We start from the raw sequence: 15303 nt of genomic DNA on the forward strand, positions 1-15303 counted from the left end.
TCGTGATGTCCGCCGCTGCTGCTGTTGATCCGCACCGCATCTCGATCGTGGTTCCGGTCTACCAAGGTGAGCGGACCCTCAGTGCGTTGATCGACGAGATCATTCCGTTGACGCAGGTGACACATACTCCGGTCGGACGGCCGATGATCGTCGAGGAAGTTCTGCTCGTCTTCGATCACGGACCCGACAATTCCGCTGCGGTGATTCGGCGTCTGACCTCTGCGCACACGTTCGTTCGCGGGGTGTGGCTGAGCCGAAATTTCGGTCAGCACCCCGCCACCCTCGCCGGCATGGCGTCCAGCGGCGGCGAATGGATCGTCACGATGGACGAGGACGGCCAACACGACCCTGCCGCCATCGGCGGAATGCTCGACACCGCCCTCGACCAGCAGTCCACCGTCGTCTACGCCAAACCGACCAACGTCGCACCGCACGGGATGTGGCGCAACGCAGCCTCCAAGGGTTCGAAGTGGCTGATCGCCAAGGCGCTGGCCGGTGACAACACCATCGACTATCAGAGCTACCGCCTGGTGCTCGGTGAGGTCGGCCGCTCCGTCGCCGCCTACGCCGGTTCCGAGGCGTACCTGGATATCGCACTCGGGTGGATCGCGGGCGACGTCACGACCAGCCCGGTGGCGTTGCGCGAAGAGGTGGACCGTCGATCGGGCTACCGCTTGCGCACCTTGCTCTCGCACTTCTGGCGGATGGTGCTCTCCAGCGGCACCAAGGGCCTGCGGCTCGTCAGCTTCATCGGCATCGCGTTCGCGCTGCTCGGACTCGTTCTGGTGGCGTACGTGCTGGTGTCGTATTTCGTCTTCGATTCGGGCGCCGAGGTGCGAGGGTGGGCGTCGACGATGGTGATTCTGCTGTTCGGCTTCGGGGCCACGCTGTTCTCCCTCGGTGTGGTGGCCGAATACGTGGGCGTCAACGTCAAGACCGCCATGGGCAAACCGCCGTACCTGATCGTCACCGATCCCGGAAACGGGCCGCTCGGTCGTACTGCGCCATCGCCCGAACCTGCACCGCCGGCGTGACCGCGACGCACACGTGGGTCGTCGGCAGCGGCGGACTACTCGGCGCTGCGGTGACCCGAGAGGCCGGTCGTCGCGGGCACCGGGTGCACACCAGCACCATCCCGTGGTCGGACAGGGCGTCTGCCGAACAGGCACTGCTGCAGCGCTGTTCGGAATTCTTCGACTCATGTGCCGACAGTGTGTGGAACGTCGTGTGGGCCGCGGGCGCGGGTGTCAACGGAACCAGCGCAGCGCAGTTCGCCGAAGAGAACGATCTGATCCGAGCCGTCCTGGCGCGCATCGGGGCCATCGCCGCCGACCGTGCGGGCGCCGGAACCGTGTTCCTCGCCTCGTCCGCCGGCGGTGTCTACGCCGGCTCGACCGGTGCCCCGCATCACGAGGGAACGAACCCGGTTCCGTTGGGCGACTACGGCTTCGCGAAGCTGGAGTCCGAGGCCATCGCAACCGAGTTCGGTGAACGCACGGGCATCAACGTGGCCATCGGGCGGTTCGCGAACCTCTACGGGCCGGGCCAGAACCTCGCGAAACCGCAGGGCCTCATCTCGCACCTGTGCCGCGGATACCTCATGGCCTCACCTGTATCCATATACGTGCCGATGGATACGTTGCGCGACTACCTCTACGTGTCCGACGCGGCCGAGATGGTTGCGGACACCCTCGCCCTGTCTGCCACACAACGACTCTCGCCGACGATCAAGATCTTCGCCTCCGGTGAGGCCGTCACCATCGGCTCGATACTCGGAGCGTGCCGGACGGTGTTCCGGCGTCGACCGAACGTGGTGCTGGCGGCGTCCCCGCTCGCGGTGTTCCAAGGTCGCGATCTACGGCTGCGGTCGACGGTCTGGCCACAGATCGATCGACGAACTCACCGAACGTTGCCCGCAGGCATCGCGTCGACCCTGTTCGCGACGCGTCAAGCATTGGGGGTCGGTCGATGACCGAACCACAGACTCCTGCTCCCCCGGCGGGCATGAACGGCGCGCCGGGGCCGCTGATGCGCATCGTCAAGAATCAGAAGATCGCGTTTCTGCTCGTCGGCGGTGTCAACACCGCACTGGGTACCGCATGGTTCATCCTGTGGCAGTTGCTGATCGGTGAGCAGTACGGATACCACGCCGCGATCGTGCTCGGCTATCTCTGCAATGTGCTGTGCGCGTTCGCGATGTACCGATACCTGGTGTTCCGCGTGCGGGGTCACTTCCTACGTGATCTGCTGAGGTTCTTCGTCGTGAACTTCGGCGCGTTCGTCGCCAACATCTCCCTGATGACGATCGCCGTGTCCGTCTTCCACTTCCCGCCCATCCCATCACAATTGGTCGTCACAGCAGTGATGGCAGTCGTGAGCTTCTTCGGCTACCGCGACTTCTCGTTTCGCAGAAAGAGTCAGGCCCCCACACCATGACCCCCCGTGTTTCCGTAGTCGTCCCTGCCTACAACAACGCCGAGTATCTGGCCGAGACCATCGATTCGATTCTCGCCCAGACGTTCACGGACTTCGAGCTGGTCATTGCCGACCACTCGTCGACCGACGGGACCCTCGCCGTCGCACAGAAGTACGACGACCCGCGCATCCGCGTTCTCACCACACCCGCGGGCGGCGGGGCACAGGCCAACTGGAATCGCGTCACCGAGGAAGCGTCGGGCGAGCTGCTCAAACTCGTGTGCGGTGACGACACCATCCACCGCACTGCACTCGCCGCCCAGGTACAGGCTTTCGACGACAGCCCGACCGCCGTTCTGGTCGCTTCGCAGCGAACGCTGATCGACGCCTACGGCAAAACTGTCATTGCCGCCCGCGGGCTCGGCGGACTGCACGGAACTGTCTCGGGTCGAGTTGCCGCGAGAACGGCAGTACGGGCCGGAGCCAACATCTTCGGTGAACCCGGCGGCGTCATGATGAAGCTCTCGGAACTGCGCGCAGTCGGACTGTGGGACAACAGTCATCCGTATCTGATCGACCAGGCCACCTTCATCGCCGTAGCGCTGCGCGGCGACATCGTTGCCATTCCACAGCCGCTGGCGTCGTTCCGCATCAACTCGGGACAGTGGAGCGTCGAGCTGGCCACCCAGCAGGCCCGTCAGGCCGCGGACTTCCACCGCTCATTGCAGGCAAGCGATCCGACGTTGCTGTCCGACAGCGACGTACGCATCGGAAACGCCAAGGCTCTGATGACGTCGTTCATGCGTCGTGCGGTGTATCTGCTGCTGCGCCACCGGATGTCGCGCAGCAGCTAGGCCCCGCCTCAGGGCAGTACGGACTCTTTGGCTGCGTAGGTGGCTTCGGTGGCGTCCTTCTGCGGTCGCCACCACTGCTCGTTGTCGCGATACCAGTCGACAGTTGCTTTCAGGCCGGCGCGGAAGTCGACATAGGTTGGTGTCCAACCCAATTCGGTGCGGAGTTTGGTCGAGTCGATGGCGTAGCGCAGGTCGTGGCCGGGGCGGTCGGTGACGAAATCGAAGGCGTCGGGGGCGTTGCCGGTTTCCTCGAGGATCGCTTCGAGGACGGTGCGATTGTTCGCTTCGCCGTCGGCTCCGATGAGGTAGGTCTCGCCGATGCGGCCGCCGTCGATGATGGCCCAGACGGCGCTGTTGTGATCGTCGACGTGGATCCAGTCGCGCACATTCTGACCTGCCCCGTAGAGCTTGGGGCGGGAGCCGCTGAGGATGTTGGTGATCTGACGCGGGATGAACTTCTCCACATGCTGATACGGGCCGTAGTTGTTGGAGCAGTTGGAAATGGTGGACCGGACGCCGAACGAGCGGGTCCAGGCACGCACCAGCAGATCACTCGACGCTTTGGTCGAGGAGTACGGGCTCGACGGGTTGTACGGGGTCGATTCGGTGAATCTCGCCGGGTCGTCGAGTTCGAGGTCGCCGTAGACCTCGTCGGTGGAGATGTGGTGATAGCGGACGTCGTGTTCGCGGACCGCGTTGAGCAAGGTGGTGGTGCCGATGACGTTGGTGTGCACGAACGGCCACGGGTCGGTCAACGAGTTGTCGTTGTGGGATTCGGCGGCGAAGTGGACGACGAGATCGGTCTCGCGGACGAGGCGGTCGACCAGATCGGCGTCGGCGATGTCGCCGTGCACGAACTCGATGCGATCGGCGACGGGGTCCAGGGAGGCCTTGTTGCCGGCGTAGGTGAGCTTGTCGAGCACGGTGACCTGGGAGTCGGGACGCTGCGCGAGGGTCTGATGTACGAAGTTCGCGCCGATGAACCCGGCCCCACCCGTGACGAGAATTCTCATGAACAGGCACTTTACCGGTGGATACTCGTGCGGGCCGTTCTTGTCGCGGCCCACAGACCGTTCCAGCGAGGGTGTCGCTGCACGGGATGCTCCACTCGACGCCCCCGCGGTGAGGATCCCGGCGACGAGACCGTCGAGTGGAGCAACAGTTGCACCGCTCACGTGGTCGATTCGAGCGACGGCCGATCTTGTCCGCCACGCGTGCTAGCTTCTGTTCGACTTCGGGGGGAGTACGTCAATGGGTCTCGGCAAAATTCTGATTCGTCTCGCGGCATCGGTAGCGCTGCTGTTCGGCCTCATGTGGGCAATTCCGCAGCTGGCACCGGAGGTGCCGGAACCGTACAAGGGCGTGCAGGCTCTTCCGCCGGTGTCGCCGGACCCCACGGGCTCGGCGACCGCCCCGCCACCCCTGCCGCCGGGGTTTCCGTCGATGAACCGACCGCCACCGAAAATCGAGGTGCCCGACGGGCAGCCGCAGCCCATCGCCACGAAATTCGGCTGGACCTACGACATTCCTGCGGACTGGGAGAATTGGAATGACGGATTCTCCGAATGGGTCGGCGAGGACGGATCGACCGCAACGTACGGCGCAATGGGCCTCCATGGTCGATTCGATTGCGAAGGCGGTGAGTTCGAGTCTTCGGCGATCAGCGGAATGACCGGTCGCCGCACCGGGGACTTGACGGTCCTCGCCTATCAAGAGGCGCAGAAAGCGTCGATGATCTTCACCAACCAAGACGGGTCACTGGCACCCACTGTTCAGATCAGCGACCCCGAATATCTACAGGTCGACGGAGTCCCGGCCGTCCGCTACACAGCCCTGGTGGAAGACATACCGGATTCGCCGTACTGCCCTCCTCCTCGTGCGACATTCGACGTTGTCACCACTACCGGTTTCGCCACGGCAGAGGTCGCGGTCTTCGTCGTGCTCGCCGACCGTGATGTCGAGAACGCACTCACCGATGAGGACGTCGACGGCCTCGTCTCGTCACTGAGAAGGAGCGCGACGCAGTGACCGAACCGCTGATCGCCAGATCCTCGGAAATCGCCGGCCTCGGGAATCTTCTCGATCGCATCGGCGCCGACACCCTGGCCAGTCACCACTATTTGCTCGACAACGCGGGCCTCGGCGAGAACGTGGTCGGGCAGATTTTGAAGCGACTTCAGCCGTATCTCGCACGGTTCCAGGAGATGACACGCACTCGGCAGGTTCACCTGTCCGTCAATTGCGGGGAGATGGGTGCCGAGCTCAACAAGGCTGCCTGGTTGTATGCCGATCAAGATCAGCAGAATTACGACCTACTCAACGCGCACACATCTCTGCCACCGCTACCGGGCATCGACCGCGGCAGCTCAGATCACGCCGCGGCCGGCCATGTAGACGAATTCGACGGTGCCGCTGACTACGGACATCCTCACGGAATCGATTATCCGCCAACCAATCCTGCCGTCGACGATCTCCGCGACGTGCTCGCCGATGCCTCCGAGTGGCTCGGTGAGATCGACCGAACGATCTTCGAACTCTCCGGATGGAGTCCGCTGCGCGAAGCGACCATTCCTGTCACCGGAAACTGGAACGAAATTCGCCGAATCGGTCAGGCGTACCAGATCGCGGGCGACGCGATGGAAGCTGCCGGTGGATCGTTTGCTGCAGGGGTGCGCCGCGTGGACAGCTATTGGAATGGCGCTGCCGCACAGGCATTCACCGACTATGCCGACCGACAACTGGCCGCAATGCGATGGGAAGGGCCTGCCGGACGGACGATCTCCGCAGTGTGCGGAGTGATATCCGAACAACTGCGCAACGCCGCCCTCGCCGTGGTGCGCAAGATCGTCGAATTGCTGGAGTCCGAAGTTGCCGTCGACAACGCCCGCGGTGCTTTGAAGGTCATGATCAAGAAGGTTCCGGTGGTGGGCACCGCCTGGCAGGTCGAGAGCATCGTCGAAATATGCTGGAAAGCAATGGATTTGACCAAAGAACTCATTGCAAAGATCGAAAAGGTGGTCGACGACTTCGGCGCGTTCCTCGACGCCCTCGGCGACCCCGAAGGCCAGGTGGGCCAGAAGATCGACGACACAATGCGCCCGTTGAACGACTTCCTCGATTACGGCAAGCAAGCCGTCGAAGCGGGTAAGACCGCGGATCTACGACCGATGCTCGACACGCCGGACGAGAACTTCTCCGTCGGAACCGGTGACGAACCATGGCGGGACGCATGATCGAGTACATGCCTCCGCACGCGCGAGCTGCATACGACCGTCTGATGACATCGTGCGGCAACCTCGAGGCCACACGCACTCGGGCCCTCGACACCGACCTCCAGGCCCGAGTGGGAACCCGTACTGTCACCGCAGAACTGCTGGCCCGACTGGCGTCTTCACCCCGGGCGTCAGCAGCAATGACTCGATTTGCCGATCGCGTCGCGTCGGGTGAATGCAGCTGGGAGCGCATCGAGTTGGAGGCGTCTCCGCTACCTCCTGAGGTCGACGACCTGAAGGGAGATCCGCAGATCGACTGGCCGGCCGAATGGCCGACACAGAACACTGAGGACGAGGTCGGAACTCAGCCGTACCGAATCCCGTGGGAATGAGCCACCTGCAGCGACGTCTCAGGAACGCGAGACAGTGCGTCCGGCGAAAGCCGCGAGGCGCTCATAAGCATTGGCCCCGTCCGGTGCGGGCTGCGCCGGGTGGAAAGCACCGGCGCGGCGTTCCTCGGTCAGATTCTCGGACATGAAGGCCATTCCCTCCTCCGCCACGGTCGAGTCGAAATCATCGGTGCCGCGACCGAGCGCGGTCGCGAGATCCCACGCGTGCACCGAGAATTCCGCTGCCACCATGCCGAGCGGCAGCGGTGAACCCGAATCGATCACTGCCAGCAGCTCATCGGTGCGCTCGGTCCACAGCGGGGTCGGGTCGGAGACGGACTGCGGCGAGATCGACCAATCGATGTCTTCGCCGCGGGCCATCGTCACCAACTGACCCGCCGTGTGCACCAGGTGGTCCGTCAGGTCGGCGACGGTCCACTCGGTACAGGGCGTCGCCGACGTTCTGGCATCGCCCTCAGCTGCCGCGAGAAGGGTGGTGACCTGCCTGATACCGGTTTCGATCTGGGTGCGGCTCGTCACGATCGTTGTCCTCGGTCCTCTCGGCGGGCGGGGTATGCGGCGAGCGTACGTGCACCTCATAGCTCACGCAGCGGAAACGGAGCAGGCACAACCGCGCGGTCGGCCGGAGGGTCTGGAAGACTTCGCCCTCATGCGGGGAATCATTCTGGCGGGCGGCACGGGCTCACGGCTTCATCCGATCACGATGGGCGTGAGCAAGCAGCTCGTTCCCGTCTACGACAAACCGATGATCTACTACCCACTCTCGACGCTGATCCTCGCCGGGATCCGCGAGATCCTCATCATCACCACACCCCAGGACGCCGATCAGTTCACCCGCTTGCTCGGTGACGGCTCCCAATTCGGCATCTCACTGACCTACAAGGTCCAACACGAGCCGAACGGCCTCGCCCAAGCGTTCGTCCTCGGTGCCGAGCACATCGGCACCGACAGTGCAGCACTGGTGTTGGGCGACAACATCTTCTACGGCCCCGGCCTGGGCACCCAACTCTCGCGCTTCGACACCATCGACGGCGGAGCCGTCTTCGCCTACGAGGTCTCCGACCCCACCGCCTACGGCGTCATCGAATTCGACGCCAACCGAAAAGCGATCTCCCTCGAGGAGAAGCCCGCCGCCCCGAAATCGAACTACGCCGTCCCGGGCCTGTACTTCTACGACAACGACGTCATCGCCATCGCCCGCGACCTGCAGCCCTCCGCCCGTGGGGAGTACGAGATCACCGACGTCAACCGCCACTATCTCGATGCCGGCCGCCTGCAGGTCGAGGTCCTGCCCCGCGGCACCGCCTGGCTCGACACCGGCACCTTCGACTCCCTCCTCGACGCATCGAACTACGTGCGCACCATCGAACAACGCCAAGGACTCAAGATCGGGTCCCCCGAAGAAGTCGCCTGGCGACGAGGGTTCATCACCGACGACGAACTGCGCGCCCGAGCTGAGACGCTCGTCAAGTCCGGCTACGGCCGCTACCTGCTGGATCTGATCGACCGAGGGAACCGATGACCTTTCGCGAGTTGAGTATTGCCGGTGCCTACGAGTACACCCCACGTCAGTTCGGCGACGACCGCGGCGTGTTCTTCGAATGGTTCAAAGCATCGGCGTTCGAGGAGACGACCGGGCGGTCGTTGGATCTGCTGCAGGCGAACTGCTCGGTCTCCGCCGCCGGGGTCCTTCGCGGGATTCACTTCACCACCAACCCACCCGGTCAGGCGAAATACGTCACCTGCGCCCGCGGAGCGTTCCTCGATGTCATCGTCGACCTGCGGGTCGGATCCCCGACGTTCGGGCAGTGGGACAGCGTGCTGATCGACGACATCGACCGCAAAGCAGTATTTCTCTCCGAAGGCCTCGGCCACGCCATCTTGTCGTTGGAAGACAACTCCACCGTCATGTACCTGTGCAGCCTCGAGTACACCCCGGCACTGGACCGCGACATCAACCCACTCGACCCGGCGCTGGGCATCGACTGGCCCACCACCGGCCGCGACGGCTCAACTCTGACCTACGAGCTCTCCGACAAGGACAAAGCCGCCCCCACCCTCGCCGAAGCCCTCGAAGCAGGGAACCTCCCCATCTTCTGAGCAAGTCGTCGTTGGGGCGACACCGCGGCCGTGCCGGCGTCGCCCCAACACCCGATGCTGTGCGCTGCGAAGGCTACGAACGGTCTGTCCGTCGACCGCGCCTGCTCCACAAAGGCTCAGCCGCAGCAAGTTCCGTTTCTGTCGCAGTTCGGAACGGAGACGCCGAGTGGTCGACCTGCGGGTGCGCAGCCTGCCCTCGTGTGGCTCGCAAACTGAGTACCACGGAGATCGCAAGAATCGACGAGATGACACCGAGCGAGACGGCGGTGGGGATGTAGAACACGTCGACCTTGAGTGCCATCTTGATGCCGACCCAGATCAGGACCAACGCCAGTCCCACCTTCAGGTACACGAATCGGTGCATCAGGTCCGCGAGCAGAAAGTACATCGCGCGCAGGCCGAGAATGGCGAATGCGTTGGCGGTGAACACCAGGAAGGGGATGTCGGTGACGGCAAAGATCGCCGGGATGGAATCGACAGCGAAGACGATGTCGGTGACCTCGACGAGGACCAGCACCGCCAACAGTGGAGTGGCCAACGCGACGCCCCCGATGCGCACCACGAATTTCTGCCCGTAGAACGCGTCGGTCATGGGAACGTAGCGACGAAACAGCCGCAGAGCTCGAGACTGCTCAGGATCGAGGTGCTCGTTGCGTTGACGCACCATCCGGTAGCCGGTGAAGATCAAGAACGCAGCGAAGAGGTAGAGCACCGCGCTGAAGCTGGCGATGAGGGCAGATCCCCCGGCAATGAAGATGCCGCGAAAGACCAGAGCACCGAGTACACCGAAGAACAGGACGCGGTGTTGCAGCTCTCTTGGCACCGCGAAATACGTGAAGATGATGGCCCACACGAATACGTTGTCGACCGCCAGCGACTTCTCGATCAAGTAGCCGGCGAAGTATTGCTGGCCGAACTCTGCACCGGCAGTGGCCCAGATCAATACTCCGAAACCGACGCCGAAGGCGACCCAGATACCTGACCAGACAGCCGCTTCGCGCACTCCGATGACGTGTGCTCGCCGATGAGCGAACAAATCGACCGCGAGCATGGCGACGATGAAGCCGAGTACTGCCACCCAAGCCCAGAATGGAACGGACATGACAACCTCCAGTTCTGTGAACTGGAGGTCTCTCCCGCCCGACGCGGGCCGCTCGCCGGGCCCGGATTGCCGGGCCGTGGTGACGACGAAGCTGCTGGGGGATACTCCCCTCCTGGGGCCATATTGAACCAGGACCTCGGCCCGGGATCAAGGATTCTTAGCGCACCTCAATATTCACCGAATCTTGAAGATCACGAACCGCTGAACGAGGAAGTTGATGACCGTCGCCGTTCCCTGCGCGATGACGAAGGCCACGTTGGCGTACCAGAAGCCGTCGGGAAGGGCCTGGTAGAGCCAGGTATAGATGCCGACCTGGACGGCGAAGGTGACTCCGTACAGCGCGACGACAGCGAGGAACCGGGCACGCGACGGTGCCGCGTTGAACGTCCACCGGCGGTTGATCAGGTACGCCGTGGTGGTGCCGAGCACGAAGCCGATCGCCTTGGCCAGCGTCACACCGACGCCGAACACGAAATGCAGGATCAGATTGACACCCTGGTCGACGATTGCCGACAGCACACCCGTGGCCAAGAACCGCACTACCTGGGTCTTGAGATCGAGGGCCGCGTCGGCGATGTTTTCGGTCAGCGGCAGCTCGACGGGTAGCGGGACGTGATGCTGCAACTCTTCGTCCTGGGGCGACCAGTCGTCGTCCGTCGAGCCTTCTTCTGCGGAGCGGTCGGGGGTGGGCACGAGGACTGACACTAGCGGCTCGCCGTTGGCAGGTGGCGTTCCTTGCCGGTCCTCATTCGTCTACGACATATGCAAGTAGCTTGTCCATGTGATGACGGCGCACGAAGTTTCGGCCAAGCACTGTTCGTGCTCCGGGGCGGCCGGACCCCGAAACGACTCACACCTGACGTCGACGTTCCTCGACAGCGCGGTAACTGCATTCTGGCGGCTACGACCGTGATCTCTCCGGGCAGAGTTGGTCTGGTGACGTCACAGTCGAATGTGGCCGACCTCGCTACGCTGGTGGGCACCCTTCGTCATAGACCCAGAGATGCGCTTCGCCCGCGATCAGAAACGGACGGTAGGTCCGAACGGAGTCGGCCTCGCGGTCGGGCTGCGGTGCCGCGGCGACCAAGTAACAGGACCTGTTTCCTGGAAACTTCCACGATCCCGGTGGCGACATACCCACTGCCGAGTGGAAGCCGTTCCACTCCAGACCGGCATTGATGTCGGTTGCTGGCACGCCGGCGGCGACCAACGCCTCGGCAGCATCCCAGCGTGCACCGTCGTAGGCGAATCCGGCGGCGGTGATGGCCGTCGAGAATGCTGCGAGAACTGCGAGAACAGCGCCCACCGCAACTCTTCTGATGATCAGCTGGCTACCCCGAACCTGAGCAACAGAATCCGCCGGACGCTTGGCGAGCACCATCGCAAGCAACGGCGGCACAGCCAGCAGCCAGTAACGGTCGTAGAGAGTCTGACCGGACAATGCACTGGCGAGGTTTCCGAGAACCACCAGTGTCACGAATATCCCCAGAACGGGGTCGGTACTGCGTGCCCGCTGCACCAGGATGCCGGCCAGCAGCACTGCGGAGATACATGCGAGCGAGACAACCAATGTCCATGACGAGATGGGGAAAATCTCTGCAGGACGGCTGTTTCCTGCTGCCCAGTAGGGGCCCGCCGGATCCAGGTAATTACCGACGAAGAAGGCTCTTCTCCCGAAGTAGTCCACGGCCACGACCGCAACAGCCGCCGTTACCACTGCGGCCAGAAGCGGGACCCGCCCCCACCTCCACGGGCGGGCGACCAGCAGCAATGCCGGTGACACAACAAGCGCCAGCAGAAAATAACCCTGTGCCAATACGGTTCCGCCGACCCTGATCAGGTTCTCTGGAACCGCAATCACCGGTGGGTCTCCGGCACCGTACGACTGGCGCCCGAGTTCGAACCCGACCATTGCCAGACCGAGCACAGCGCCAACGCAGCCGATTGTGATCACATCTCGCCGCCGGTGTGACCTCAACGCGAACGTGATGCCGACCAGGAGCACCGCTGCAGGCGCTGCAAGCGCTTGCTCGCGGATCGTGAAGCCCCAGAATCCGACACCGATCGATGCCACGAGCAGCGGTATCGACTGCCCCCGCAGAGCCCTACGTCCGACGGCGAGACAGACCATGATCGCTGCCATCGCGGGTACGTCGAGCATGAAGCTCGTAGCAAGCAACCCGAACCCAGGCCAGACCGCGACGATCAGTACCGCGAGCGAGGCTCGGACCCGTCCTGCCGTGGTGACGACCAGGTCGTACACAGCCGCGAGTGCGACCACGCTCAACGCCGCTACGAAGAGATGTTGGGCCACCAAGGAACGGGCAAGTGGCCCCAGCACCACGAATTGCCCGAACAGCGCCGACCTGTTCCAGCCCAGCAGTTCGATGTGCCCGCTGTATCCGAAAGTCTGCGCGATCCGGCCGTAGGACCAGGCGTCGTTGTGCGGAATGGCCAGCCCTCCCGAGACCGTCGCGAGAACCAGTGGCACCGCCACACCCAACAATGCGGCCGACGCAAGCAATATCCAGACGGCCCAACCAGTCGGCTTGACGCCGCCTTCGCCGGCACGTGAGGGTTCGCCCCGCAACGTGTCCACCGTGGCAGGGGGAGGAATTCGCGTCATCGACAACCTTGTTCGGTCAGTTCGCCCGCGTGCGGCTCGCTGAAGTTCGGATCCGCTGGCGCGTCGGTGTGGGACGGACGACGACCGCAGTCTGGCAACTTCGTCAGTATGCCGACCAGAGCTCACATGGCTGGGCGACACCCTGACCGGCAGACAACATGATTCCGACATGGATACAACCGTTCCGTGCAGGATTCTGTGCGCTGAGACGACTACCCCCTGACCGGACCTCACTCCGTCGAGGTTGTGCATGGAAGCAACCAACGGCGCTTGTGCTGAACAGACACTTCTCCCCGGCCGGTCGGTGGATCTCAGCAGTCGTCAGTCCTGGTGAGCTGGTTCCCATCGCAATGCGGGTACCCTCTTGAGCGATGTCCACGACAGCCGACGACGCACTCTTCCCCCTGGAACCACAGGCCGGGAACACTGCGCCGCTACCCACGCAGACCCGCACACTCACCGGTTGGGGCCGCACTGCGCCCTCCACGGGAGAGGTGCTCTCGACCTCCGACCCCGAGCTCATCGCGAACGCGGTCAAGCAGGTCGCCGAGCAGAACGACTCCAAGCCGGCCCACCTCCGACGCGGCGTCATCGCCCGCGGCCTCGGCCGCTCCTACGGTGACAACGCGCAGAACTCCGGCGGCCTGGTCATCGACATGAATGCCTTGAACGGCATTCACAGCATCGACGCGTCGACGCGGATCGTCGACGTCGACGGCGGCGTCAACCTCGACCAGCTGATGCGAGCGGCGCTGCCGTTCGGTCTGTGGGTACCGGTGTTGCCGGGTACTCGTCAGGTCACCATCGGTGGTGCCATCGGCACGGACATCCACGGCAAGAACCATCACAGCGCGGGTAGCTTCGGCAACCACGTCCGGTCGATGGAACTGCTCACCGCGGACGGTCAGATCCGCCATCTGACACCGTCGGGCAAGAACGCCAAGCTCTTCTGGGCGACGGTCGGCGGCAACGGCCTGACCGGCATCATCCTGCGCGCGACCATCGAGATGACGCCAACGGAAACGGCCTACTTCATCGCCGACGGGGACGTCACCAGCACCCTCGACGAGACCATCGCCCTGCACAGCGACGGCAGCGAGAACAACTACGACTACTCGAGTGCCTGGTTCGACGCGGTCGCTCCGCCGCCCAAGCTCGGCCGCGCAGCCCTCTCCCGTGGATCGCTTGCAACGCTGGACCAGCTGCCCGCCAAACTTCAGAAGGACCCGCTGCGGTTCAACGCCAAACCGCTGGTGACGTTCCCGGACGTGTTCCCCAACGGCCTGGCCAACAAGTACACGTTCTCCGCCGTCGGCGAGGTCTGGTACCGCAAGGCCGGCAACTACCGGAACAAGGTTCAGAGCCTGACGGCGTTCTATCACCCGCTGGACATGTTCGGTGAGTGGAACCGCGCCTACGGCTCCAAGGGATTCCTGCAGTACCAGTTCGTGGTGCCGCCGGAGGCCATCGACGAGTTCAAGAAGATCATCGTCGACATCCAGAAGTCCGGGCACTACTCGTTCCTCAACGTGTTCAAGCTGTTCGGACCCGGAAACAAAGCGCCACTGAGCTTTCCGATTCCCGGATGGAACATCTGCGTCGACTTCCCGATCAAGCCGGGCTTGAACGAATTCGTCCGCGAACTCGACAAGCGGGTGCTCGAATTCGGTGGTCGTCTCTACACCGCGAAGGACTCGCGCACCGACGCCGAGACGTTCCACTCGATGTACCCGCGGATCGACGAATGGATCAAGGTTCGCCGATCCGTTGACCCCACAGGCGTTTTCGCCTCCGATATGGCAAGAAGGTTGGAACTGCTGTGACGATAGATGCCGTCGGTAACCCCCAGACGATTCTGGTTCTGGGTGGCACCAGCGAGATCGGTCTCGCGATCACCGAGGAGTACCTGTCGAAGTCCCCGGCACGTGTCATCCTCGCTGCGCTGCCGAACGATCCGCTGCGCGAAAGTGCCGTCGCACAACTGACGGCCAAGGGCGCGAAGGCCGTCGACGTCATCGACTTCGATGCACTCGACACCGCCTCGCACCCGAAAGTCATCGACGCGGCCTGGGCCAAGGGTGACGTCGACGTCGCCATCGTGGCTTTCGCCGTCGACTTCGATGCCGAGCAGCTCTGGCAGGACCAGCGCAAGGCCGTCCTCGCCGCGAACATCAACTACACCGCCTCCGTCTCGGTCGGCGTGCTGCTGGGCGAGAAGATGAAGGCGCAGGCCTACGGCCGCATCATCGTCATGTCCTCGGTGGCAGGCGAGCGGGTACGTCGCTCCAACTTCGTCTACGGCTCCACCAAGGCCGGACTCGACGGGTTCTACCTCGGACTCGGAGAAGCGTTGCGCGAGTTCGGACCTCGGGTCACCGTCGTTCGCCCGGGCATGGTGCGCACCAAGTTCAGCGCGCACGTCAAGGAAGCCCCGATGACGGTCGACAAGGAGGTCATCGCGAAGCTCGCGGTGAACGCGTCACGCAAGGGCACTCCACTCATCTGGACTCCTGCGCCGTGGCGTCTGGTGATGATGGTGCTGCGGCACGTACCGCGGCCGATCTTCCGCAAGCTGCCCATCTGA

16 protein-coding genes are annotated in these 15303 nt (G+C 63.6%); 11 read left to right on the forward strand and 5 right to left on the reverse strand.

Annotated features, from left to right (window positions below):
- Nucleotides 1–5: 5 nt before the first annotated feature.
- Genes MTX34_RS20485 through MTX34_RS20500 form a run of 4 tightly spaced genes read left to right on the forward strand, consistent with a single transcriptional unit; the run spans nt 6 to nt 3269 of the window.
- The gene (locus MTX34_RS20485; protein ID WP_243610651.1) at nt 6–1034 is read left to right on the forward strand and encodes a glycosyltransferase; all 1029 of its coding nucleotides are present in this window, start codon (nt 6–8) and stop codon (nt 1032–1034) included.
- On the forward strand, nt 1031–1972 hold the full coding sequence (locus tag MTX34_RS20490; protein WP_243610611.1) for an NAD(P)-dependent oxidoreductase: 942 nt from the start codon (nt 1031–1033) through the stop codon (nt 1970–1972). Before MTX34_RS20485 ends, MTX34_RS20490 begins: the two co-directional genes overlap by 4 nt.
- Nucleotides 1969–2436: a GtrA family protein gene (locus MTX34_RS20495; protein WP_037187241.1), complete on the forward strand. Its 468-nt coding sequence runs from the start codon at nt 1969–1971 to the stop codon at nt 2434–2436. Before MTX34_RS20490 ends, MTX34_RS20495 begins: the two co-directional genes overlap by 4 nt.
- Complete coding sequence (locus MTX34_RS20500) at nt 2433–3269, forward strand: glycosyltransferase family A protein (protein ID WP_243610612.1); 837 nt, start codon at nt 2433–2435, stop codon at nt 3267–3269. The genes MTX34_RS20495 and MTX34_RS20500 overlap by 4 nt, the downstream gene beginning before the upstream one ends.
- Nucleotides 3270–3277: 8 nt before the next feature.
- Here the strand turns inward: MTX34_RS20500 and rfbB are convergent, their stop codons facing one another.
- Nucleotides 3278–4282: a dTDP-glucose 4,6-dehydratase gene (gene rfbB / locus MTX34_RS20505; RefSeq protein WP_243610652.1), complete on the reverse strand. Its 1005-nt coding sequence runs from the start codon at nt 4280–4282 to the stop codon at nt 3278–3280.
- Between the two features lie 238 nt (nt 4283–4520).
- Between rfbB and MTX34_RS20510 the strand changes: the two genes are divergently transcribed.
- Genes MTX34_RS20510 through MTX34_RS20520 form a run of 3 tightly spaced genes read left to right on the forward strand, consistent with a single transcriptional unit; the run spans nt 4521 to nt 6873 of the window.
- Nucleotides 4521–5297 carry a hypothetical protein gene (locus MTX34_RS20510; RefSeq protein ID WP_243610613.1) on the forward strand — a complete coding sequence of 259 codons (777 nt, stop codon included), beginning with the start codon at nt 4521–4523 and terminating at the stop codon, nt 5295–5297.
- A complete protein-coding gene (locus MTX34_RS20515) occupies nt 5294–6502 on the forward strand; it encodes a WXG100 family type VII secretion target (RefSeq protein WP_243610614.1) in 1209 nt (402 codons plus the stop codon). Before MTX34_RS20510 ends, MTX34_RS20515 begins: the two co-directional genes overlap by 4 nt.
- On the forward strand, nt 6487–6873 hold the full coding sequence (locus MTX34_RS20520; RefSeq protein WP_243610615.1) for a hypothetical protein: 387 nt from the start codon (nt 6487–6489) through the stop codon (nt 6871–6873). The genes MTX34_RS20515 and MTX34_RS20520 overlap by 16 nt, the downstream gene beginning before the upstream one ends.
- A gap of 18 nt (nt 6874–6891) precedes the next feature.
- Here MTX34_RS20520 and MTX34_RS20525 read toward each other — a convergent pair whose 3' ends face one another.
- A complete protein-coding gene (locus MTX34_RS20525) occupies nt 6892–7410 on the reverse strand; it encodes a maleylpyruvate isomerase N-terminal domain-containing protein (RefSeq protein ID WP_243610616.1) in 519 nt (172 codons plus the stop codon).
- Between the two features lie 130 nt (nt 7411–7540).
- Between MTX34_RS20525 and rfbA the strand changes: the two genes are divergently transcribed.
- Entirely contained in the window at nt 7541–8413 is an 873-nt protein-coding gene (gene rfbA / locus MTX34_RS20530; RefSeq protein WP_243610617.1) for a glucose-1-phosphate thymidylyltransferase RfbA, read from the forward strand.
- Nucleotides 8410–8991: a dTDP-4-dehydrorhamnose 3,5-epimerase family protein gene (locus MTX34_RS20535; protein ID WP_243610618.1), complete on the forward strand. Its 582-nt coding sequence runs from the start codon at nt 8410–8412 to the stop codon at nt 8989–8991. Before rfbA ends, MTX34_RS20535 begins: the two co-directional genes overlap by 4 nt.
- Nucleotides 8992–9064: 73 nt before the next feature.
- Here MTX34_RS20535 and MTX34_RS20540 read toward each other — a convergent pair whose 3' ends face one another.
- The 3 genes from MTX34_RS20540 to MTX34_RS20550 form a co-directional block, all read right to left on the reverse strand.
- Nucleotides 9065–10093 carry a TerC family protein gene (locus MTX34_RS20540; protein WP_243610619.1) on the reverse strand — a complete coding sequence of 343 codons (1029 nt, stop codon included), beginning with the start codon at nt 10091–10093 and terminating at the stop codon, nt 9065–9067.
- A 174-nt stretch (nt 10094–10267) separates the two neighbouring features.
- The gene (locus tag MTX34_RS20545) at nt 10268–10786 is read right to left on the reverse strand and encodes a GtrA family protein (RefSeq protein ID WP_374640143.1); all 519 of its coding nucleotides are present in this window, start codon (nt 10784–10786) and stop codon (nt 10268–10270) included.
- Nucleotides 10787–11060: 274 nt separating this feature from the next.
- Entirely contained in the window at nt 11061–12719 is a 1659-nt protein-coding gene (locus MTX34_RS20550; protein ID WP_243610620.1) for a hypothetical protein, read from the reverse strand.
- Between the two features lie 371 nt (nt 12720–13090).
- On the opposite strand from MTX34_RS20550, the gene MTX34_RS20555 reads away from it, so the two are divergent.
- Together MTX34_RS20555 and MTX34_RS20560 are read left to right on the forward strand one after the other, a co-directional pair.
- On the forward strand, nt 13091–14542 hold the full coding sequence (locus MTX34_RS20555; protein WP_243610621.1) for an FAD-binding oxidoreductase: 1452 nt from the start codon (nt 13091–13093) through the stop codon (nt 14540–14542).
- Entirely contained in the window at nt 14539–15303 is a 765-nt protein-coding gene (locus MTX34_RS20560) for a decaprenylphospho-beta-D-erythro-pentofuranosid-2-ulose 2-reductase (RefSeq protein ID WP_121871831.1), read from the forward strand. Before MTX34_RS20555 ends, MTX34_RS20560 begins: the two co-directional genes overlap by 4 nt.

The organism is Rhodococcus sp. ARC_M5 (assembly GCF_022810405.1).
Lineage (GTDB): Bacteria > Actinomycetota > Actinomycetes > Mycobacteriales > Mycobacteriaceae > Rhodococcoides > Rhodococcoides navarretei.

Coding starts and splice junctions, on each gene's coding strand:
- MTX34_RS20485 (WP_243610651.1), top strand. CDS start 6: ATGTCCGCCGCTGCTGCTGTTGATCCGCACCGCATCTCGATCGTGGTT.
- MTX34_RS20495 (WP_037187241.1), top strand. CDS start 1,969: ATGACCGAACCACAGACTCCTGCTCCCCCGGCGGGCATGAACGGCGCG.
- MTX34_RS20500 (WP_243610612.1), top strand. CDS start 2,433: ATGACCCCCCGTGTTTCCGTAGTCGTCCCTGCCTACAACAACGCCGAG.
- rfbB (WP_243610652.1), bottom strand. CDS start 4,282: ATGAGAATTCTCGTCACGGGTGGGGCCGGGTTCATCGGCGCGAACTTC.
- MTX34_RS20510 (WP_243610613.1), top strand. CDS start 4,521: ATGGGTCTCGGCAAAATTCTGATTCGTCTCGCGGCATCGGTAGCGCTG.
- MTX34_RS20520 (WP_243610615.1), top strand. CDS start 6,487: ATGGCGGGACGCATGATCGAGTACATGCCTCCGCACGCGCGAGCTGCA.
- rfbA (WP_243610617.1), top strand. CDS start 7,541: ATGCGGGGAATCATTCTGGCGGGCGGCACGGGCTCACGGCTTCATCCG.
- MTX34_RS20535 (WP_243610618.1), top strand. CDS start 8,410: ATGACCTTTCGCGAGTTGAGTATTGCCGGTGCCTACGAGTACACCCCA.
- MTX34_RS20540 (WP_243610619.1), bottom strand. CDS start 10,093: ATGTCCGTTCCATTCTGGGCTTGGGTGGCAGTACTCGGCTTCATCGTC.
- MTX34_RS20550 (WP_243610620.1), bottom strand. CDS start 12,719: ATGACGCGAATTCCTCCCCCTGCCACGGTGGACACGTTGCGGGGCGAA.
- MTX34_RS20555 (WP_243610621.1), top strand. CDS start 13,091: ATGTCCACGACAGCCGACGACGCACTCTTCCCCCTGGAACCACAGGCC.